At 33.7% G+C, this 21,038-nt stretch carries 17 protein-coding genes, 2 tRNA genes and 1 pseudogene; 9 read left to right on the plus strand and 11 right to left on the minus strand.

Going from position 1 to position 21,038, the window contains the following annotated elements:
• Positions 1–137: 137 nt before the first annotated feature.
• The 3 genes from gyrB to OPR42_RS02690 form a co-directional block, all read right to left on the minus strand.
• Positions 138–2,510, minus strand: coding sequence for a DNA topoisomerase (ATP-hydrolyzing) subunit B (gene gyrB / locus OPR42_RS02680; RefSeq protein ID WP_264682631.1), 2,373 nt, complete (start codon positions 2,508–2,510; stop codon positions 138–140).
• A gap of 221 nt (positions 2,511–2,731) precedes the next feature.
• The gene (locus OPR42_RS02685; RefSeq protein ID WP_265041719.1) at positions 2,732–3,634 is read right to left on the minus strand and encodes a hypothetical protein; all 903 of its coding nucleotides are present in this window, start codon (positions 3,632–3,634) and stop codon (positions 2,732–2,734) included.
• 400 nt (positions 3,635–4,034) lie between these two features.
• Complete coding sequence (locus OPR42_RS02690) at positions 4,035–4,901, minus strand: ankyrin repeat domain-containing protein (RefSeq protein ID WP_265041720.1); 867 nt, start codon at positions 4,899–4,901, stop codon at positions 4,035–4,037.
• Positions 4,902–5,135: 234 nt separating this feature from the next.
• On the opposite strand from OPR42_RS02690, the gene OPR42_RS02695 reads away from it, so the two are divergent.
• From OPR42_RS02695 to plsY, 5 genes are read left to right on the plus strand one after another with little or no spacing between them, the layout of a single operon-like run.
• On the plus strand, positions 5,136–5,819 hold the full coding sequence (locus OPR42_RS02695; protein WP_265041722.1) for a phosphatidylserine decarboxylase: 684 nt from the start codon (positions 5,136–5,138) through the stop codon (positions 5,817–5,819).
• A complete protein-coding gene (locus OPR42_RS02700) occupies positions 5,816–6,586 on the plus strand; it encodes a CDP-alcohol phosphatidyltransferase family protein (RefSeq protein ID WP_064086015.1) in 771 nt (256 codons plus the stop codon). The genes OPR42_RS02695 and OPR42_RS02700 overlap by 4 nt, the downstream gene beginning before the upstream one ends.
• Before the next feature lie 22 nt (positions 6,587–6,608).
• Entirely contained in the window at positions 6,609–7,943 is a 1,335-nt protein-coding gene (locus OPR42_RS02705) for an alanine/glycine:cation symporter family protein (RefSeq protein WP_265041723.1), read from the plus strand.
• 2 nt (positions 7,944–7,945) lie between these two features.
• Positions 7,946–9,412, plus strand: a complete 1,467-nt coding sequence (locus OPR42_RS02710) for an alanine/glycine:cation symporter family protein (RefSeq protein WP_320157548.1) — start codon at positions 7,946–7,948, stop codon at positions 9,410–9,412.
• A gap of 9 nt (positions 9,413–9,421) precedes the next feature.
• Positions 9,422–10,000 carry a glycerol-3-phosphate 1-O-acyltransferase PlsY gene (plsY, locus tag OPR42_RS02715; protein WP_406848676.1) on the plus strand — a complete coding sequence of 193 codons (579 nt, stop codon included), beginning with the start codon at positions 9,422–9,424 and terminating at the stop codon, positions 9,998–10,000.
• Here the strand turns inward: plsY and OPR42_RS02720 are convergent.
• From OPR42_RS02720 to tnpC, 4 genes are all read right to left on the minus strand, one after another.
• The gene (locus tag OPR42_RS02720; protein WP_265041726.1) at positions 9,995–11,806 is read right to left on the minus strand and encodes a hypothetical protein; all 1,812 of its coding nucleotides are present in this window, start codon (positions 11,804–11,806) and stop codon (positions 9,995–9,997) included. The genes plsY and OPR42_RS02720 overlap by 6 nt on opposite strands.
• 55 nt (positions 11,807–11,861) lie before the next feature.
• Positions 11,862–12,758 carry a cation diffusion facilitator family transporter gene (locus OPR42_RS02725; protein WP_265041727.1) on the minus strand — a complete coding sequence of 299 codons (897 nt, stop codon included), beginning with the start codon at positions 12,756–12,758 and terminating at the stop codon, positions 11,862–11,864.
• Between the two features lie 28 nt (positions 12,759–12,786).
• A tRNA-Val gene (locus tag OPR42_RS02730) sits at positions 12,787–12,859 on the minus strand.
• A 1,196-nt stretch (positions 12,860–14,055) separates the two neighbouring features.
• On the minus strand, positions 14,056–15,408 hold the full coding sequence (tnpC, locus tag OPR42_RS02735; protein ID WP_264330462.1) for an IS66 family transposase: 1,353 nt from the start codon (positions 15,406–15,408) through the stop codon (positions 14,056–14,058).
• Positions 15,409–15,936: 528 nt separating this feature from the next.
• Here tnpC and OPR42_RS02740 point away from each other — a divergent pair.
• Complete coding sequence (locus tag OPR42_RS02740) at positions 15,937–16,227, plus strand: hypothetical protein (RefSeq protein WP_265041729.1); 291 nt, start codon at positions 15,937–15,939, stop codon at positions 16,225–16,227.
• Here the strand turns inward: OPR42_RS02740 and OPR42_RS02745 are convergent.
• The 3 genes from OPR42_RS02745 to cutA form a co-directional block, all read right to left on the minus strand.
• Complete coding sequence (locus OPR42_RS02745; RefSeq protein ID WP_265041730.1) at positions 16,224–16,652, minus strand: hypothetical protein; 429 nt, start codon at positions 16,650–16,652, stop codon at positions 16,224–16,226. The genes OPR42_RS02740 and OPR42_RS02745 overlap by 4 nt on opposite strands.
• 138 nt (positions 16,653–16,790) lie before the next feature.
• A tRNA-Gln gene (locus OPR42_RS02750) sits at positions 16,791–16,862 on the minus strand.
• Positions 16,853–17,188, minus strand: a complete 336-nt coding sequence (gene cutA, locus OPR42_RS02755) for a divalent-cation tolerance protein CutA (RefSeq protein WP_264682928.1) — start codon at positions 17,186–17,188, stop codon at positions 16,853–16,855. The genes OPR42_RS02750 and cutA overlap by 10 nt, the downstream gene beginning before the upstream one ends.
• Before the next feature lie 261 nt (positions 17,189–17,449).
• Here cutA and OPR42_RS08875 point away from each other — a divergent pair.
• The 3 genes and pseudogenes from OPR42_RS08875 to OPR42_RS02775 all read left to right on the plus strand — a co-directional run bounded on the left by OPR42_RS08875 (position 17,450) and on the right by OPR42_RS02775 (position 19,743).
• Positions 17,450–18,366 (plus strand): annotated as a pseudogene (locus tag OPR42_RS08875) (transposase).
• 220 nt (positions 18,367–18,586) lie between these two features.
• A complete protein-coding gene (locus tag OPR42_RS02770) occupies positions 18,587–18,859 on the plus strand; it encodes a hypothetical protein (protein WP_265041733.1) in 273 nt (90 codons plus the stop codon).
• 128 nt (positions 18,860–18,987) lie between these two features.
• Positions 18,988–19,743, plus strand: coding sequence for a hypothetical protein (locus OPR42_RS02775; protein WP_265041734.1), 756 nt, complete (start codon positions 18,988–18,990; stop codon positions 19,741–19,743).
• Positions 19,744–19,787: 44 nt separating this feature from the next.
• Here OPR42_RS02775 and OPR42_RS02780 read toward each other — a convergent pair whose 3' ends face one another.
• Positions 19,788–21,029 (minus strand): citrate synthase, encoded by a 1,242-nt coding sequence (locus tag OPR42_RS02780; protein ID WP_265042361.1) that lies wholly within the window; start codon positions 21,027–21,029, stop codon positions 19,788–19,790.
• Positions 21,030–21,038: the final 9 nt, after the last annotated feature.

A 21,038-nucleotide genomic window follows, 5' to 3' on the forward strand; every position in this document is an offset into this window, starting at 1 on the left:
AATCTATATATTTATGATCGAAAATAGGAATACAATCAAGATCAATTCAGATTTCTGAAATAGACTGATTAGTAGTACGTTTTAAATAGCCGGTTTGGCACACAATGCTAAGCCATAAGGGTTTAGCGTTTCTAAAATCAAATATCAACATCATGTACGTTAAGTGCATTGTTATTTATAAAGTCACGACGTGGTTCAACTATATCACCCATTAGCACGGAGAATATGCTATCTGCTTCCTCACAATCTTTTATTTCAACTTTTAACAGAGTTCTAGTTTCTGGATTGAGTGTAGTTTCCCAAAGCTGATCAGCATTCATTTCACCAAGGCCTTTAAATCTCTGCAGAGTTAAACCTTTTTTACCATAATCCATCACTATTTTTGCGAGTGCACTTGGAGACTTTATTTTTATTTCAGTTTCTTGCGACTGTAAAAATGAATCACCATTAAATAAGTCAATTATGTTATCAAGAGAACTCAATATATTCCGTATTTCTTTGCTTTCAAGCATACTAAGCGAGAATACATATTTGTCTGCTAACCCTTGAAACAATTTAGCAATGTGAATTTCCTCATCTTTTACTTCTACTTCCCAATTATATTCACTATACATCAATTTTAAATATTTTAATATCTCATCAGCAGACAATAGAGCATTCTTTTTGCTTAAAATTAGCAATGATTCTAAGAGATCTTTTGGTATTTCCCTATCATAATTTTTGCTAATGTTTGAAATACTGAGGCACTTATTCAAAACGAAACGCAAATCTTTGCCTACACCATTTAATGTTAATTTTTTAATCGCTGAATTTACTATATACTCTTCAAAATTTTCATCATCTTTGATATAAGTATCTTTAGCATTTTTTGTAACTTTATAGAGCGGTGGCTGCGCTATGTATAAATATCCTTTTTCAATTACTTCACGCATATGTCTAAAAAAGAAAGTTAGAATCAAAGTTCTTATATGCGAGCCATCAACATCTGCGTCTGTCATAATGATAATTTTATGATACCTAGTTTTTTCAATATCGAAGTGCTCACTCCCTATTCCAGCCCCAATTGCCGTGATCAGAGAGCCAATTTCTGCAGATGAAAAAATACGATCCAGCCCTGCACGTTCTACGTTTAGAATTTTCCCTCTTAAAGCAAGTACCGCCTGTGTTTTACGATTACGTCCCTGCTTTGCAGTACCACCTGCGGAATTACCCTCTACTATAAACAATTCCGATAACTCAGGAACTTTTTCCTGACAATCGGCAAGCTTTCCAGGTAGAGTTGCAATATTAATATTGTTTTTATTTTTAACTAACTCTCGTGCTTTTCTTGCGGCTTCTCTTCCTTTTGCTGACCTAATCGCTCTTTCTACTATACTTGCTGCTAACTTGGGGTCAGTTTCAAGTATTGTACTCAACTTGTCAAAAACTATGCTCTCTACAACTGCCCGCGCTTCAGAACTGACCAATTTATCTTTTGTCTGTGAAGAAAATTTAGGATCAGGCATCTTGAGAGATAAAACACAAGTTAAGCCTTCTCTAACATCTTCTCCAGTCAAATTCACTTTTGCCTTCTTCAAAAAACCTTCATTGTTTGCATAGTTATTGATACATCTGGTTAGTGCAGATCTAAACCCTGCCAAATGCGTACCACCATCCCGTTGTCTTATATTATTTGTGAAGCATAGCATATTCTCATAGTAGGAATCATTCCACTCCATTGATATTTCTACACTGGTACCTAGATCTTTTACATCATCTCTAATGCTGGCAATTTTAGTAACATGTGTCTTATTCTTGTCTAAGTACCGTACAAAATTAGCTGTACCAAAATTATCTTCAGACTCTTTACTATCGTTAAAATGAGACTTTACATGTGGTTTATTACGGAGATCACACAAAATGATCTCAATATTTGAGTTTAAAAATGCCAATTCTCTGATGCGACTCTCAAGAGTGGAGTAACTAAAATCAATACTACTAAAAGTCCCCGTTGATGGCATAAACGTTACTCTAGTTCCTCTTTTATTTGTGTTTTCATTAATTACCTTTAAAGATTCAACAGACTCACCATCTTCAAAGCGTATGAAATATTCCTTCTTATTGCGCCAGATGGTTAATTCCAGCCAACTCGATAACGCATTAACAACTGAAATTCCAACACCATGTAATCCTCCAGAAACCTTATAGGTATTGCTGTCAAATTTACCTCCTGCATGCAATTGGGTCATTATTACTTCTGCTGCTGATATTCCTTCCTCTGCATGAATATCAGTTGGAATGCCACGACCATTATCGGTTACAGATACTGAGCCATCTTCATTTATGCTAACTTCAATCTTACTACAATAACCAGCTAAAGACTCATCTATCGCATTGTCAACAACCTCGTACACCATATGGTGCAGACCAGATCCATCATCAGTATCACCAATGTACATACCTGGACGCTTTCTTACAGCATCAAGACCTCTTAGGATTTTTATTGCGTCAGCGTTGTAGTTACTTTCCATGAAATTGCTTTATTTATAAATATTAATTAATATTACATTTGTATGTGCTGATTAGCAACATCTTTAAGTTGAAAGAAGGATCCTTGACATATAGATAAAACATAACATATCACCTACACGAAGTGGTTTTACATGTTATTTCAATACATAAACTTAAGTTCAAATAATCATACAAAACTCTGCTTCATATTTTAAAATAAATGGCGACAATCAAATACAATTTACCTTCTCCTTTCAATTGGACTTTCTAGCTCAACACAGGATAAGTTGCTCATACACTCTTCTAATATTTCATTCTTTTTATCATTGTTTAATCTATTGCTGAACTCTTGACACCTTCTCTCAAGAGCTGAATGCGTAGTCATAATATACCTTACTGTTTCAGATGATAACTCTGGTAACTCGCTACGGATCCTTTCTTGTTCTGTTCCAGAGAAATTGGTGAAATTGGCTCTGGCCATTTCAGGGAATTTTTGTGTGATCGTTTCTTTTATCATTTCTCTAGCCTCTTCTCCATCGAGTGTAATAACCACTGATGGATGTAAGCCAGATAAAGACTCAAATAATTTATTGTATGTTCCACCTGCACAACTTTGACCTTGATTACCGTAAGTTGTTGCAGCGTCTACAAGACCTTTTACAAACATATCTTTTCTGTTTTTTATGTCTTCATCATTCAAAGGAGTTCTTTGATTTTCTATCCCTGTATTTCTATCATTGCAGGCTTTCCAACACAAAATAGCTGCTTGCTTTAATGTTAACTTACTATGATTGTCTTTAAAATTATCTCCTGTTCTATTGATAAATCTTAAGCATTCAAGTGCATGAGATTTATCGCCTTCTGTAAATTCATTTGATTGTTTGATGTACTCTTCAATGTCGGTTGTGTTGCCTCTATTTAGCTGTACATAGAATTCATCTTTGCTTAAATTCTCTTTATACTTTTCTATGAGTCTATCAACACTCAAGTTTATACTAGCAACTGCACTTGAGTCATGAGTAGTTTGTGCCATAAAAGGAATGGCTGCTAAATCTTGAAAGAAAATAGGCCTTTCTTCCTCTGGAATTTGTTGTATTAAATCGTTAAACTGCTGTATTTCTTCAATGAGTGATTTGTTTAGCAACCATAAGCACAATATAGGCAGTACCAAAAGCACACAGGAATTAATAATGTGTATAATTAAAAAAATGCTTAATGTTATTCTAATAACATTTTTTGGCCACGCTGATAATCTTTTTTCATTTTCCCTTGGTTTGAAAAAATAATTTACTAATGATAAATACAAAGAGAGCTGTACAAGAAGAAAAAATGAAGGAATCATACTTACTAATAAAACTATATTAATGAATCTTTTAATTTTATTAGTGTTGTTGTAAGCATTTCGCACTCTTTCTATTAAAGCCTGTACTCTATTTCTATTCTGCTGTTGATTATTATTTTGACCTGCAAACATACCCTGTTCTAACATTAATATATCATGCTATAGAAAGAATGTAAAGAAAGCAAGAAATTTAGAGCTGCTTTTATTTTTGCTTGATTGGGGATATCACTTCTACACTTTCTGCTCCATCTAAGGTACTATTTGGTTTTTTTGCAGTAATCTTGTGAGTTACTTTATTCTCGATATCTGCTCCATATGAGCTAAGTACTTCAATGGCCTTTTCATTTCCACTATTGAGTGCAATATCCAAAGCATCTATTCCATCTTTATTTTTGTGGTTGATAAAATCCTTCAACTGATCTCTACCAAAGCTTTCTATATATTGTTTAATGATGAGTTCCACTACTTTTCCAGGACAATTATTAGCAGCAGGAAAAAGTATTGTGTTGTTATTATTATCTTTTTTCGTTATGTCTGCTTTGAGTTTATTTATCACATACTCGATAACTTCTATTCTGCTATCATCCTCTGCTTCAGTGCATTGCCTAATAGCTAAAAATAAAGCTGTACGCCCATTATTATCAATATCTTCAATATTCTGTCCCTTATCAACCAAGGCTTGCATTACACTTTTATTTCCATATAAAGCAGCAAGGTGAAAAGGTGTATGTCCTTCAGTGCTTTCTCTTTCATCAATTGACGCACCATTGCTAGCTAGCAATTCTATAAACTCTGGCGTGTTTGCAAAAATTGCAAGGTGCATTGGTGTTAAGTCGTCTTTACCATGATTTCCAGTTTTTGCGTTAACGTTTGCTCCGTTATTTATCAGCAATTTCGCTATTTCAAACTGCTTATACCCGATAGCAACATGCAGTGGCGTACGATTACGTTCATAATTATCATTGACATTTGCACCAGACTTTATTAGTAGCTCTGTAGCTTCAATATCACCTGCCTTAATTGCAACGTATAAAGAAGGAGATTCATCTTTTTCTATTTCCCCTGTCATACGAAATTGCGAACATATTAATTCATAGATTATTAAGGATTATTATTAAGTTTTTATTAAAATTATATTAATAATAGTTAAAAAACTTCAATTTTTATTAAAAAATTTACATCTATCAGCGATTTTATAAGCAAATGTTTATATAATAATTCGAAAAGTGAAACAGTAAAAAAAAGCTTTTCATGAGAAATTATAAATGATAAATTGTTAATAATGAATTATTGAGAATAAGTTATGTGCTTTGGTTTGCCTAACATAAACAGAGAAGGTTATTTATTTATAGTTGTTTCCTTTATCGTAACATGTATAGCATTCTCTATATCTTGGGGAGCTGGAATTACTTGCTTATTTCCAACGTTATTATGTACCTATTTTTTTCGTGATCCAGCAAGAGCTGTACCAAGCAATAAGGATTTTATATTAAGCCCCGCTGATGGTGTGATTTCAAAGATAGAAGAAGTTAGTTACTCTTTATCAGAAGAAAATGAAGAAGAAAAGAAATTTACACTTGTCAGCATATTTCTAAGCGTTTTGAATGTCCATGTGAATCGTATACCAATATCTGGTACGATAAAGGAAATGAACTATAAAAAAGGCAAGTTTGTTTCTGCAATGAGTAATAGATCCAGTAATGAAAATGAAAAGCAGATTATTGTGATTGAGTATGAAAAGGAAAAAGAAATCATTGTGGAACAAATAGCTGGATTTATTGCACGCCGCATTGTTTGTAATTTGAGGACATCTCAGAGCGTAAAAGCAGGTGAAAGATTTGGAATTATAAGATTTGGTAGCAGAGTAAATATTTATATCCCTGCTGGAATAGAGGTAGGAGTCTCAGAAGGCCAAACTGTTATTGGTGGTGAGACAGTTATAGCAGATTTAAATAAACAAGAGAAGCTTACTTTTGATGTTATATGAATAATGATGAAAGTAACAGTAAATCCTTACCTATTACCAAGTTATTTCCAAATTTTATAACTTTACTGGGTTTATGTGCTGGCCTTACTTCACTTAAATTCACATTTAATGAACAATGGGAATTTTCAGCAATTTTTATTATCATTGCAGCAATAATAGATGGAATGGACGGCAGGATAGCCAGAATTTTAAAATCAACTAGCGATTTTGGAGCACAACTCGATTCTTTTGCAGATTTTCTAAATTTTGGTTCAGCACCTGCTTTTCTTTTATATTTTTGGAAGTTAAATGAAATTAAAGTTGTAGGATGGATTTTAGTAATGATATATGTAATCTGCATATCAATAAGACTTGCCAGATTCAATGTTTCGTTACATTCAGAACAATTATACTGGAAAAAATTTTTCTTTTCCGGCGTTCCAGCTCCTGTATGCGCTTTACTTGCTCTGTTACCAATAATTATTACCTTTCAATCTCATGAGAGTGAATACTTACTTCTTATAGAGCAATTTTTTAACGTAAAGAATACAGCTTGTTACTTTTTGGCCATTTCATTTTTTTCGATAAGTCATATTCCAACTTTCTCTGCAAAGTACATTTATGTTCCTAGAAGCCTATCCTATATATTTGTGTCGTTTTTTGGAATATTGATCATACTGTTTATAAGCAAGCCCTGGATAACACTACCAATTTTAGGTGCATTGTATATACTTACTATTCCAATAAGCACTGGACTTTATATATACTACACATATAAAACTCATTAGCTATATAAAAGTAGTGAGCAGCATGATTGTAAAAGCAACTGATCTATTAAACTCTTTTTTATATATAAAGATATTCAACATACCATTTATAATTATTTGGGTAATTGCAACTGGGGTTTTTTGTACGATTCGATTCAAATTCATTAACTTTAGGTTGTTCAAATATGGGATACAAACACTATTCAACCTAGAGAGCCATAATAATAACGGCATAATCACCCACATTCAGGCATTTGCAACGGTAATTTCAGGAACAGTTGGTCTTGGAACAATATCAGGAGTTGCAATAGCTATTACAATAGGGGGGCCAAGTGCAGTTTTTTGGATGATAATTACCGGAGTACTTGGCATGTCAATAAAATTTGCTGAAGTAGTGCTTGCATTTACTCATCGCTCTGAAAACACAACTGGTGGGGCTTTTTATTATATGGAACATGGACTTGCAAAGATTGGATTTATGAAGACTGGCAAATTCCTTGCATTTATCTACGCAGTTATGCTGCTTGTTGCAATGATTCTAGGCGGCATACCATTTCAGGCAAATCAAATTGCAGCGTTGTCAAGTAACTTATTTGAATACAACACATCTGTTATTATCTCACTATTTGTATTAATTGTAATACTGGGAGGAATAAAGCGAATTGCTTTAGTTGCAACAGGTTTAGGGCCGATCATGATAATGTTATATATAGGCATGTGTATATATTTAATCTGTGTAAACGGAAATAATCTACTGAATGCTCTATCTATAATATTTCAAGATATCTTTAACAAATCAGCTATAGGAGGTGGAGTATTGAGTGGATTAATAGCAGGGGTAAGAAGGTCAGTGTTTGCTAATGAAGCAGGTACTGGAACAGCAGCTATAGCACATTCGATTGTAAAAGAGCAAGACCCAGTTAAAGTTGGAAGTGTTGCAATGATTGCACCATTTGTAGACACAATATTAGTCTCATTTTTGACTGGTATTGTGATAATTATCACCGATATGCATATCACTAATACCGTAGGTGATATTACGTTAGTTAGCTCAGCATTTTCAACAGCCTTACCTTTATTTAGCAAGCTAGCTCTTCCGCTGATAATGTTTTCCTTTGCATTTTCCACAATAATAGCTTACTATTACTACTGTGAAGTTGCCCTGTTATACTTATTTGGTAACAAAAAAGTACTGATATTGTTCCAAATTCTTATAGTGGGTTCAGTGTATATCAGTTGTATGTCAAAAAATATAGAATTTATATCTTATTTAGGTGATAGCCTGTTTATGTGCCTTATGATTCCAAATGCTGTTGCGATATATCTACTGAGAAGGGAAGTCTTAAATACAATAGATTCTTATTACAAAAGGTATTAAACATGATTTATAGAATGCTTTATATAGTGTTATTTTGCCTACCATTTAATGATGTATACGCTGCTTCAGTTTTTCATAAAAGTTATGACACTGCATTAAATGGAGTAAGCAACTTCATGAATGAAGTGTTGTTTTTCAAGATCTTTCACGTACCATTTATAATTCTTTTATTGGCCTTTGGTTATATATTTCTAACACTACGTTTTAGATTTCTCAACATAAGGATGTTTAAGCATGCGTTCGCTATTTTATGTGGAAAATATGACACAGATCATCATGATGGTCACATTACGCATTTTCAGGCATTTGTAACCGCGCTATCAAGCACAGTAGGTCTTGGAACTGTTGCTGGTGTTGCAATTGCAATTTCAATGGGAGGGCCAGGAGCGGTACCTTGGATGATGATCACAGGCTTTTTTGGTATGTCTGCAAAGTTTGCTGAAGTAACTTTAGCATTCAGACACAGAACAGAAGGCCAGGAGCAGTTATTCAGTGGTCCCTTTCAATATATAAGAAATGGACTAGAGGAATTTGGATTTAAGAAGCTTGGTATTGTGATAGCTGCAATATATGCAGTGTTTTTTGTATTGTCAGGTCTTGGTGGAAGTGTAGCATTTCAGACTAACCAAATGGTTTCAATATTATCTGGCTATTCAAATTGGATAGATGGTCATCCTTGGTTTCTCTCTTCCATAATTTCTACATTACTTGCTCTAGTGATTATCGGTGGAATCAGGAGAATAGCTAAAGTCTCTTCTGCGCTGGTGCCTATTATGTCACTCATATATATTTTGAGTTGTTTCACGATTATTGCATTCAATATTCACAATTTTAGCAATACATTAAAAATATTGTTTTCAAGTATGATAGACTTCAATGCTGTTGGTGGAGGAGTAGTAGGAGCATTTGTTGCTGGAATTCAAAGAGCAATTTTTGCCAGTGAAGCAGGTGTTGGTTCTGCTGCAATCACTCACGCGGTAGCTAAAGATGAGGAGCCGGTTAGGACTGGTCTAGTTGCTATGATAGAACCATGCTTTGATACAATGTTAATTTGTTGTTTGACAGGAATAACAATAGTAATAACAGGCGCATACCAGACTGGCATTGGCGAGGGAATATTGATCACCCAAAAAGCATTTGAAACAGTTTCTTCTTGGTTTCCTATACTTTTAACCATCGCTGCGCCTTTGTTTGCGTTTTCCTCAGTAATTTCATTTGTATATTGTTGTGAAATGGGATGGCTGTATTTGTTTGGTGTAAAAAGTGTAGTAATATATCGTATAGCGGTGGTGGTAGTTGCATTTTTGTCAGGTTTGTCTAAAGATATAATGGCTATTGCTAATATTGGTGGGGCTTTATTCTCTTGTTTAGCACTCATCAATATGACAGCACTTATACTGTTTAGCAATCAGATTAACAATGAAGTCCAATGTTATCTAAAAAGGCTAAGGAATAACAAAATTAGCTAGATTTCTGCTATGATAGAGATATTTGTAGTCTTTGTATTATCTTACATATTAGGTTCAATACCGTTTAGCTTAATTATTGCAAAAATAAATGGTATAAATTTAAGAGAAGTAGGTTCAGGAAACATTGGTGCTACAAATGTTGCAAGAACAGGAAATAAGAGACTTGCTGTCCTCGCATTATTTTTAGACTCTTTGAAAGGATTTGTCGGGGTTTATACAGCACAACAATTTTGTGATAATAACGATTTTTATATATATGTATCTGCAATTTTAGCAGTTCTAGGGCATATGTTTCCTATTTGGCTAAGGTTCAATGGAGGAAAGGGGGTTGCAACAACTTTGGGAGTTTTAGTAGCACTTAACATTTCTATAGCATTAGCATTTGTATTTGTCTGGCCAATAGTATTTTTTATCTTTCGGTACTCCTCTCTTGCTTCCTTGGCTGCTAATGCAGCAGCTGTTATAGCATCTTTCTTTTTTCAAAAGGAGTTATTCCTTATACTACTCACTGTAGCGATATTAATTTTCTTGAAGCATTACAAAAATATTGCAAATCTTCTGCAAGGCAGAGAACGTAAGTTTTTATGAGCTATGTCTCATTCCTTCTACTACATTACTAGCGGATACTCCATGTGAGAGACGACTTGAGACCACTTCTTCTACTTCTTTTATTATTTCTTCCATGTTTTTTCCACTTTTTTTACATGCATCATCAAGTGCTAATTTTAGCTTACGTATATCATACTCTTCTAGCATCTTATTCATTTCTTCTTTCGTTATCTCTAATTTTTTTAGTAAGATGTTCTCCATTATTTCTCTTTCATCACCTTTATATTGTCCATTTAGTCTGTTATATGCAATGCAACACTTCCTTTCTCGTGGCAAGGCTGACAGATTTTGCAATGTAGCATCTATTTGAGCTTCTATAGGGTTAACTTTCCTAGCCTTTTCAGCAGTTTCTGACCTAAATTTCTCTACTTCTTCTTTTATTATTTTGCTAGCTATTCTCTTAGCTTCAGTTAAAGATGAGTCCTTGAGAAAAAAATCTGTTCTAAGTAAATTTTGGTTTAAAAGCTCCAAAAAGACTTTTCCTTTGATGTTTTCGAGTTGATCGTCTAAACCATCCCCCTGTAGTTTATTTGTTATGTGCTGAGACAGCGCAAAGTGCTCTAATTTATTTAACTTTACAGAGTTAATATTTTTCATTAACGTCAGCACAATTTGTTCACTATATTGAGAAGTAAAACTCAGTAAATTTCTCATTAAGGAAATACTTACTTCTGCAATAAAATCATCAACTATTTTTTGACTTTTATCATCTTCATAATTATTTTGGGCGTTATGCCAAGCCCTAAGAATTTCTTTACTGTTCTTCTTATTTTTTAGCCTGTCTAACATAAACTTACGTGCTTCATTTTCTGCTTCTGTAAGGAGCATTTGTCTAGGTGGTGTAAATTTAATCTCTGGATCGGAATGAATACCCTCTAATGTACTTAACATTCTGTAGATAACACCAGTAAAACATGTGTTAGGAATTCGTTCTTTTCTAGAGAAAGTTTGACTATCCAGTAAATTTGCAATTAACGCGTCTTTTTTATTTTTTACAGCTTCTCTATCTCCATCATTGCAGGCTCTAAGAACTAACAGAAGAATTTGTCCACCAGTGAAGCCAGAGCTATGTTTCTCATTACCTTTGCAAAAATCTTGCAAAAACATTACTAATTTTCCCTTATTCTCATTACTAAATGGTTGACCATCAAGCATATGTAAGTAATTTATATATTCAATAAATTCTTCAAATTCCCTACTATTAATAGCGTCTTCTGTTACTGCATTATACTTGCGTATTAACTTACCAATATTATTACTAATATCGTCATTCAATTGATGGGGCAGTAAATGCTCATAAGTACCATCAAACTTATTTGTCATACTGCGAGTATTTTCTTTTATGCCTTCTAAAAAGAAACTAATAGCAGCTTTGAGTAACGTAAATGGATTAAAATCCTTTGGCCTTAATTCACTTTGTAATAGAATTAAAACCATTGCAAGTGGTATTGTTGCAAGTAACGAAACGAGCAGAAAAGTAGTTGTAAAGGTTAGATATGTTACAGAAGCAAAAAATAAAAGGAAAGATGCTATTTTGATTTTATTTTTCTCAAAAAATATTTCCCAATATTCCTTTTTACTTATTTTTTCCTGCTTTGCAGCTTTTATGTCTTTATAAACGTAAAAAGTTTTTATTTCAGATCTAAAAAACAATGTGGCAAAAGATAAAAAGACATTGGCAGGATTAACTAAAATGCTTAAAGAAACAAAAGCTGCGAAGTAACTTGCTGTCTTTAATCTGTAAGAATCCTTTCCAGGAAATTGTATTTGGGAAACACCTATCATAGCCTACTCTCTATAATATTATGATATTGTAGTAATAACAAATAGCCTATAGATGTCAATGCTTAAGTATTTTACTGTCTACGCACTCATCGTATTCAATTTCAACTGTAGAGTGCGCAATTTCGAACCTATTTAATAGTATTTTTTTTATCTCATACAAAATATTAGTGTGTTGTCCATTTTGCTTTATCTTGGCATGCATAGTAAGTATAAAATAATTATCAGATAGTGACCATGCATGTATATGATGCACATCTATCACTTCAGGTAACTTAGATACAATCTCACTTTTTATCTCCTCAGCAGATACACTCTCAGGTGTACCTTCAAGGAGTATATGGCAAGAATTCTTGAGAATTTTATAGCCACTGTTTAAGATTATTACACTGACAAATACTGACAAAATAGGGTCCACTATTTGCCATCCGGTAAACATGATAATTATGGATGCAAGTATAGCAGCTATAGAACCTAAAATATCTCCGATAACATGCAATACAGCACTTTTTATGTTTATATTACTTTCGCATTTACTATGTAATATAAAAAAGACTATAATGTTAGAGATCAGGCCAAGTGTGGCAATTATTAGCATTACTTTCCATTCAACATTGACCGGACAAATGAATCTCTTTATTGATTCAATGATAATGACTGCTGCAATGAAAAATAGAGTTAAACCATTAACAAATGCTGCAATTATCTGCAATCTGTGATACCCATATGACCTCTGTAAATCAGATTTCTTAGCTGAAAATTTGTGCGCTACCCAGCTTAAAATCAAGGCAAAAAGATCAGTGAGCATATGCCCTGCATCTGATAACAGAGCAAGCGAGTGTGAAATTACTCCACCTACTATCTCCATAAGCATTGTTATTGCAACTATTATTATGGAATAAATTAAGCGCTTGGACTCTGCTATTGAGTGTTTGCCATTGTGCACTGCTGTCATATAAAATCTTTTTATGAGCAAAAAAACGTGGGTAACACTGGGCTCGAACCAGCGACCCCTTGCACGTCAAGCAAGTGCTCTACCAACTGAGCTAATTACCCATCTTAACCTTAGTATAGTGCTTCAGTGAAATGAAAGTCAATTTGCTTTTAGACTTCTTGCTGAATGAAACTCCTTGACAAACCTTCCCACTTTCCTTATCATACCAATAAGAGTACTTATCCTTGTTTTTGATCCTCACAGGTTCAACAACAAAAATTCAGTAAAAAACTCAGATATTTATTGGCAAATTACATAAAAATTATAGCGGCTGCATGTCTTTTTTATTTTTTCTACATTCAGCCAAATCGCGCTTGTTAGCACATTATTACAACGCCAATTTACATTATAAAACTCGCTACTAAAGGATTTTTTTACCTTTTTTTCTACTCAGTAAATTTCTTAATTATAATTCCGCTACTTATTAACAGCTATGGAATTTTAGCTATATTCTCGATTTTTCATATTGAGTTAACTATCTATACTTTTTTATTAAGATATAAATTATATCAATATGAGAATTTACACTTTCTTAGCGGAAGTAGCTTTATGCTTGATATTGTGGAGACTAATAAATTAGAGGTTAAAGTTATGACAATCAGTCAACAAGTAAATAAAAATATAACTAAAGAAGAATATTTTAACAATAAGCATATCATAGAAGTTAAAGATTTAAATATCAAAGTAGAGGTTCATTCTCATGATTTAAGAACAAGTAAAGTTGCTCACATTGAAAGTGAGATAAGAGAAACAGCTACTAATTTTAAAGATGCATTTAAGCTGGAGCCTGGTAGCTCAGAACAAACATTCAAAATTTATGTGTTTGATGATAAGGCTGATTACACTTACCTTGGTGGAAGCGAACGTTTTGGTTCTTACCTTGGAGATGAAGGTGGTAAATGTTACTACAAAGGAGAAGCTGATATTTTTGCTGAGATGTATGTCTATCAGCAAGGTGGCGTTCATAACCTTCAGCATGAATTTGCACATGGTTTAACTTACTTGGCTACAGGAGGAAAATCTCTACCTACAGTATTAATGGAGGGAATTGCAGATTACTTTGAACATCATTCAGATCACAAGTTCAATGCTCAAGGGTCAAGCATTGATAAAACTGAAGCCGCAAATTTGGATCTAGGTGGAATTTTAAATTTACAATACTCAGCCAATGGTGAAGAAAACAGTTTAGTGTATAAAACTGGTCATGCGTTGATAATGTACTTACAGGAAAAAGATCGTATCCGTTCAGAGGTGTGGTTTAAGAAACAACAGCTAGCAGGTTTTGAAAAGGGTTTAATTCCTTTTGTTTCCAAGTCAGATACAACGAAATTATCCGCTCAAGAAATCTATTCCCTCGCTCTGACTGTGCAAAATATGAATTCTTACGATAGACAACATAATGCCGTATCTGTCGCTCAACATGGTTATTCGTTAATGGAATATTCTCTGGGTCATCCAAAAATGTCCACATCATTGACTCGGATTTTATAATACCCTTTACCGTTCGTGAAGCTCCTTTTGCTTCAAGTATATAAGATATTTTTATCATGCAGTACTGTATGTATCTTCGTAATTCTTTAGCTTGCTTAGTGAACTTTGAAATACTAATTTCATTTTCTGACAAAGCGTTTTTTAATACAAACAATCCATTAGCTGCGTCTTTTAAACAATGGCCAAGTCTCATTACTTCACTATTCCAACTATGAGATAACCTCTCGAAATTTCTCAATAAGTGAGCCCAACAAATTTGTCGTTTTTCATCACTGAAGTGGTTGTAAACTGCATATCTGTCAGTAATTACCAGGTTTTTGTAATCACAAAATGCACTATTCTTTAAAAATTTCATTCCTCTTGTATCTGCTAACTTCATAAGACTTGCTTTATTGTTGGCAAACATCCAGCACCATCCCAATTTGCCTTTGTTGTAGTGACTGGTTTCATCAATATGCAAAATTTCGCTTGCTTTTATTTCTTCCTCTATTTGTTCATAGGCTTCTTTACATTTTGACGAAACCCTTGCTTCACTATTGGACACACTACCAACACTTATACTCATGTTAAAGATGTCTTTCATAATATTCGCTATTTCTCGCTTTGAATTCTTATAAAACCCACTTAGTGATGCAACTACTGACTTAACTCTAGGACCAAAGGTATCCGGTGTAACTCCTTCTGGTAATTTGCTACTCCTTCTTTTTCCGCATTTACGACAGCGACCATGTTCTAATTGATACTCAACTACGTAAGGCTTAATTTCTGGTAAATCAACTTTTTGATAGACATATGGTTTTTCCGATATTGCGATTTCTTCACCACACTCGCATCTATTTGGTAACTCTACCTTCACCACCTCATCTGCTTCCATTTTAGCTCGGCAATTCCCCTTATGTCCAACTTGACCACCTATCTTCCTGCCGCCCTCTGACTTATCTTCTGGTGTGTCTTTTTTTATTTTGTACAGCTCTTTTGAACTTGGTAAAGATGAATTCCTTGAGTTTAAGCCGAGTCTCTCTCTTAGTTCAGCATTCTCTATTTCTAAGATTTTATTTTTTTCTTCAAGCTTTGCTACTTTCTGCTCTAAGTTTTTACATAACTCTACAATACTGATCAACAATTGAAGCATCTAGCCTTACTTTACTATCAACATTTTGTGTTATTACTACTTTAATATATTATGTCAATTGTTTTTTATCCTTGCCACACCTCTGAACGGATACAGAAAACTTACTAGACACATTTTACCAGCCCCTTATTATAATATTAAGGGTATTTTTGACTCAAAACTTGTCTTTGATCTGTGCGAGCTCAATAACAAAAATTCAGTAGAAAGCTTATTGGCGAAAATTATCTGTTCAGCAGAGTGACAAAATAAGATAGACAAAAAGGGTATAAGAACAAATAGTGTCATGCAACACTGGTTTTTGTACACAAAACGTTGTAAAGCGGTTTTGTCAACCTGGATCCCAGCTCGGATAACAAGAAAAGAAGCACTGGTTTCACATAGATCTGAACAGATATAATTTCTTAAACATTTATAGCTCACATAAAACCCGGTCTGACTGTCATAAAGGCTACTCGCTTCAGCAAGACAACTTTCGCACTACTTCAAATTCTAATTTTCAACTTAAAGAGGTACATAATGTCAAATAACTTCAATTTCAAAGAATTTTTTCACCATCACGAAGCAAATAGCACTTTAGATGATATACAAAGGTACTGCATACTGTGGCAATCAGTGATATCACAGGCAATGATTGATGCAGCAAGTAACTGTAAAAAAACAGAAAGCTTGGTAGAGAAACGTAAAGCAATTTCCTGGCTATCAGACTTCAGTCAAGATTTTGTTGAAACATGTATACTGGCTGACTGTGATCCGTTATACATAAAAAATAAAATACAGCCAATTCTAAAAAAGATAAAGCCCTTTTAATGAGGTTTACCCCTCTCACCAAGAAAAATATCATTTAATCTTTTTTCTATAGCTTCATCTATATCTTGGATTAATAGCTGCTTTATCATATTAACTTTCCGTTCTGCCTCTTGAAGATTATTGTTACCGTAACTGTTCTTATTACTATAACCATAACTACTGCCATTTGGTTTATTACTCATTTTTCTTCTTGTACTGAGTATCTGAACTATCTTCTCCTTGAAAAAAGACTTCCAGCCTGTGCCAGAAAATAATTTGTAGAGAAAATGCGGAGTAAGAAACGCTACTAATATTCTAATAGAAACTCCATAACCCAAATCATCTCTATTTTCATAATACCATTTTAAATATTGATATAAATGGTAAAATGCATTTTTGAAAGAGCTAAATTCTACAGCATACCAAAAACCATTGGTGAGAAACATGAGCATAATGCTCGATGTATAAAGATACAAAGTGAAAAGAAATAGCTTGACAACTATATCTTTCAAACTGCCCAGTATGTAATTAAATAACCTTAATTTATAAAAAAGTGATATCATTTCACGCACACTTCAATAAAGCTGGGGTGGAAGGATTCGAACCTTCGCGTGGCGGTATCAAAAACCGCTGCCTTACCACTTGGCTACACCCCAATATTGTTTATATCAATAACATTATTAACCCAATTAGTAAAAGATTTATTCGCTTTTCCTATGGGTATTATCACAACGGCTGGTTGATCATAAGAATGCATTGCCTCGATTTTTTCTACAATCTTATCAGCCTGATCATTCCTACTTTTCATAATTGCCACTACTTCACAATTACTATTAATTTTACCTTCCCATAAATACAGAGAATTTACTTCAGGAAATATATTTACACACACAATTAACTTCTCGTTTAACAATTCTTCAGAAATAGCCTTAGCCTCTTTCAAGTTTGAAAAAGTTATATAGACTAAAACTAAATTGCTCATTAACCGCTACATAAATGCATTTTTACTATACTCTACTTAGATTTACTCATCAAGAGAAAATAGGAGAGACCTCTTCAGTGCTTGACACACAGAAATTGAAGATGTCATTTAGTAGCTCTCCCCTTGTCATCCCAGTAGTTCTCCTCTTGTCATCCCAGTGCGTGACACTGGGATGGCTTTGTTGCATCGCTCAAGTGAAAAGAACTGGCAGTTACTGACAAAATTCATTATAAATAGCCATTTAACTGTTGAAGAAAAAATATGCCACAAAAAATGAGAGTCAGTAACTGCCATGAATATAACAAATTTCTCCAAGAAAGAGGAAGCATTTTTTGTTATATCAATGACGCCATAGAAAATTGGTACGAGAATTGTCCAAAAATGCAGGGCGGCAACTATATTTATAGTGATAAAGTTGTGATTTTAGTGCATATAATCGTCAGTTTCTTTAGAATTGGTTTAAGACAAACAGTCGGGTTTATAAAAGGATATCTGCAACAAATAGGAAAAAATTTGCAGCTATTCACAAGCATCAAAAAAAACTTAATATTAAGATAAATGATTGCAGGATTGATAAAAGCAACATGGAAAATATTGAAATTATCATAGATAGCACAAATTTACAGTAACACTCCTGGCCACAGTAAGGAAAACAGTGCAGATAGAAAGTACCGAAGCTACGAGCAAGTAAGAAAGTTACATGTTATGTTAAGTGTGAATAGTAAAAAAGCTATAGCTGCAAGATACAGTAACGGTGTCTACTCTGACCACTTGCGATTTGCTTGAAGAAGTTAATTTTCAGCACAAAATAAAAGCATTATATGCAGATAGGGCATACTATAGGCAAAAACTTTATAAATTGTGTAAGAAATACGATATAAAAACAAAAGTTCTACCAAAAAAGGATGCAGCAGAACATTCAAAAATAGATTATATGTCTGACAGGAATGCTGCTATTAGGTTAATAAAATTATACGGTGAAGATGGCATGAAAGAATGGAAAAAAAAGTAAATTATAGGAAAAGATCTTATATTGAAGGGTTTTTCTCAAGATTAAAGCAAATATTCGGATTTAGTTTTAGGAATAAATCTGAGATAAATCGAGAAAAAGAACTAAATGCTATTTGCTTAATAAATTCACTGATATTGGTGTGGCTAAATTTGAGATAGTTACATGAATTTACCATAAATCACCATCTCATAAAGTGTGATGCAACAAAGCCATCCCAGACTGGGATGACAGGAAAAAAAGGCATTCTGATGACACTATTAGTGATGATTGTTTTTATACAGAGTTTTTTCCTTTTAACTCTTACCAAAAGAAATTGCCTGAAGGTAATAAATTTTCGGTGCCAATGAGGAAAGAGGTGGTTTCTAATCTAAAGTTTTTACTAGCCAATGAAATCGCGCGATTTGCAACAGATCTTATTAAAGAGCAAAAAAAAAGAAGACAAAAAATCGGAACTAGGTTTTGAGGAGCTACCAAATGATATAGAGAAGGAGATAGAAAAGTATGTAGATTATAATATAATTGATGAAGTCTTTGATAAGGGATCTTATCTATATGGTGCGGAGTGTGTTGATAGAAATTTGCAACGTTCTTTTGTAGATTTGCTCTCATCGAGGATAACAGGTTATGAAAATGGTCCTAAAAAACTAAGGATTTTTTAGAAGAGAAAGGAAATTATGTATATCTAAAGAAAAGCATTTTTGATAATCCTAAGCTTGTTAAAGACATAGTAAAGCATATAGTATCTCTGACATGCCGTTGTTTTGATACTCCAAATACCGAGGATGAAATGAATAAAACTCTGAAGTTCGCAATTGTTGATTTAATTTGTAAGGCACTACCGCACCTACCAATTGATTCTATGTGGCATACTTCCCATAAAGAAAGTGAAGATGAGTATTCAATTTTGGCTCCTGTTATTGATTATGATAATTACATAGAGTTTTTAAATGAAAAAGAAGTTGATCATATTAATAATAAGGTGTTTGGTGGTACAAAAGTATTGCGTGATGTAAAAGATGATATTGCAGAAAGAGGTCTGCCAACATATGGTGACGGACGAATATATGCAATAGACTTTTTTAACCCAGACATTGCTTACTGTGTGATGAATAAGATCACAGAGAGCTCTGTAATCAATGAGGATTATAAACTGTCCATTGATCCTGCGCTTGTGCCAGCTATGAAACCACAAACTCTTGCCCCTTCTGAAGAAAAAGTAGGGACGGATGGACCAAGTGCAGATACAAGTGCAGATAGTGGTTTTGTTGGTTCACCTAAGAATTCAGTTGTAGGTAAATCACATACTGGAAACTCAAGAAAATTACTTGGCCTCAATTACTATGATGAAGATGCACAAAGAATTAAAGATGATAATTCGGCTAAAGATAGTGGCTTTGTCCCTTCTTCAGCACGATCTTCAGCACGATCTTCTTTTAATAAGCCCAAAACAACATTTAACCAACCTTCTATATCACAGCCTGACCAATGTTCTGCAAAAAAGCAGACATCAACTAGTAAAAAATCAATTTGCTGTATTTTATAGCTAAAGAAAATTAGACTATTTGAGGACGAATTGTGAATGAAAGTTTATTTGCCAAGGTATAGCTGCTTTGGCCTACAAATCTTGGTTTCTTTATCGTTTACCATTTCATACCACTGGGCAACCCAACCAGTGGTTCTTGCAAGTGCAAAAATGGGTGTAAACATACTTGAAGGGATACCGATAGCATTCATTATTATACCTGAGTAAAAATCAACATTTGGATACAACTTACGTGTAATAAAATACTCATCCTTTAAAGCTATTTCTTCAAGTTTTTTTGCAATTTCAAGTAATTTATTGTTTTGCTCTAGTTTGCTTAAAATCTCATGACAAGCATCCTTTAATATAAGCGCGCGCGGATCATAGTTTTTATAAACACGATGTCCAAATCCCATTAGCTTAAATGGATCTTTATCATCTTTAGCTTTCTCAATGAATCTATCTACATCTCCACTTTGCTCTATCTCTTTTAGCATATTTATAACTGCCTCATTAGCTCCACCGTGTGCTGGACCCCAAAGTGTAGCAACTCCTGCAGACAGGCTTGCAAATAGATTAGAACCAGCTGACCCTACCAATCTGACAGCTGCTGTAGAAGCATTCTGTTCATGATCAGCATGAAGAGTAAATATTTTATCCAGAGCTTTTACAAAAAGGGTATTATTAACAGCACTGCCAAATATCATATTTAAGAAATTCTCACTATAACTTAATTTATTATTAGCATTTATGAATTCCTGATTGTTGATATGTCTATAAATCATTGCAACAATTGCAGGAACTTTTGCTATTGCAGAAATTCCAAAATCTAAATCTTCACCATTGACATTGTTGCCATGCATTTCATGGTAAGACGCTGACAAATTTGCAAAACATGCAACTAAAATCGACATAGGGTGAGCAGTTTTTGGAAATGCTTTGATTACATTTGTAACTTGCTCTGATACTTTGGATGATTCTTGTATTTTGAGAAGAAATTTTTTGTGTTGCTCTGAACTGGGTAATTCACCATAGAGCAATAAATAAATCACAGCAGTAAAATTATTATTCTCTGCCAAATCAGCTATATTATGTCCCCTATATTTAAGAACTCCTTCATCTCCATCAATGAATGTAATTGTAGAAGAGCATGAAGCTGTAGAAACAAACCCTGGATCGTAAGTGAATAATCCTGTCTTCTTATATAAATCCTTAATATTTAACACATCAGGACCTACTGTTCCATTTAATACGGGCAGATCAATTTTTGACCCATTACTTAGTTCCAATAATGCTTTTTTATCCATCACTTGAGC

It is taken from the genome of Wolbachia endosymbiont (group B) of Melanostoma mellinum (genome assembly GCF_947251465.1).
GTDB lineage: Bacteria > Pseudomonadota > Alphaproteobacteria > Rickettsiales > Anaplasmataceae > Wolbachia.

What these genes read in the sequence shown, in the direction of transcription:
- gyrB (WP_264682631.1), bottom strand. Translation starts at nt 2,510, where the DNA reads ATGGAAAGTAACTACAACGCTGACGCAATAAAAATCCTAAGAGGTCTT.
- OPR42_RS02690 (WP_265041720.1), bottom strand. Translation starts at nt 4,901, where the DNA reads ATGACAGGGGAAATAGAAAAAGATGAATCTCCTTCTTTATACGTTGCA.
- OPR42_RS02695 (WP_265041722.1), top strand. Translation starts at nt 5,136, where the DNA reads ATGTGCTTTGGTTTGCCTAACATAAACAGAGAAGGTTATTTATTTATA.
- OPR42_RS02700 (WP_064086015.1), top strand. Translation starts at nt 5,816, where the DNA reads ATGAATAATGATGAAAGTAACAGTAAATCCTTACCTATTACCAAGTTA.
- OPR42_RS02705 (WP_265041723.1), top strand. Translation starts at nt 6,609, where the DNA reads ATGATTGTAAAAGCAACTGATCTATTAAACTCTTTTTTATATATAAAG.
- OPR42_RS02710 (WP_320157548.1), top strand. Translation starts at nt 7,946, where the DNA reads ATGATTTATAGAATGCTTTATATAGTGTTATTTTGCCTACCATTTAAT.
- plsY (WP_406848676.1), top strand. Translation starts at nt 9,422, where the DNA reads ATGATAGAGATATTTGTAGTCTTTGTATTATCTTACATATTAGGTTCA.
- OPR42_RS02720 (WP_265041726.1), bottom strand. Translation starts at nt 11,806, where the DNA reads ATGATAGGTGTTTCCCAAATACAATTTCCTGGAAAGGATTCTTACAGA.
- OPR42_RS02725 (WP_265041727.1), bottom strand. Translation starts at nt 12,758, where the DNA reads ATGACAGCAGTGCACAATGGCAAACACTCAATAGCAGAGTCCAAGCGC.
- OPR42_RS02740 (WP_265041729.1), top strand. Translation starts at nt 15,937, where the DNA reads ATGTCAAATAACTTCAATTTCAAAGAATTTTTTCACCATCACGAAGCA.
- OPR42_RS02745 (WP_265041730.1), bottom strand. Translation starts at nt 16,652, where the DNA reads ATGTTTCTCACCAATGGTTTTTGGTATGCTGTAGAATTTAGCTCTTTC.
- cutA (WP_264682928.1), bottom strand. Translation starts at nt 17,188, where the DNA reads ATGAGCAATTTAGTTTTAGTCTATATAACTTTTTCAAACTTGAAAGAG.
- OPR42_RS02770 (WP_265041733.1), top strand. Translation starts at nt 18,587, where the DNA reads ATGAAATCGCGCGATTTGCAACAGATCTTATTAAAGAGCAAAAAAAAA.
- OPR42_RS02775 (WP_265041734.1), top strand. Translation starts at nt 18,988, where the DNA reads ATGAATAAAACTCTGAAGTTCGCAATTGTTGATTTAATTTGTAAGGCA.
- OPR42_RS02780 (WP_265042361.1), bottom strand. Translation starts at nt 21,029, where the DNA reads ATGGATAAAAAAGCATTATTGGAACTAAGTAATGGGTCAAAAATTGAT.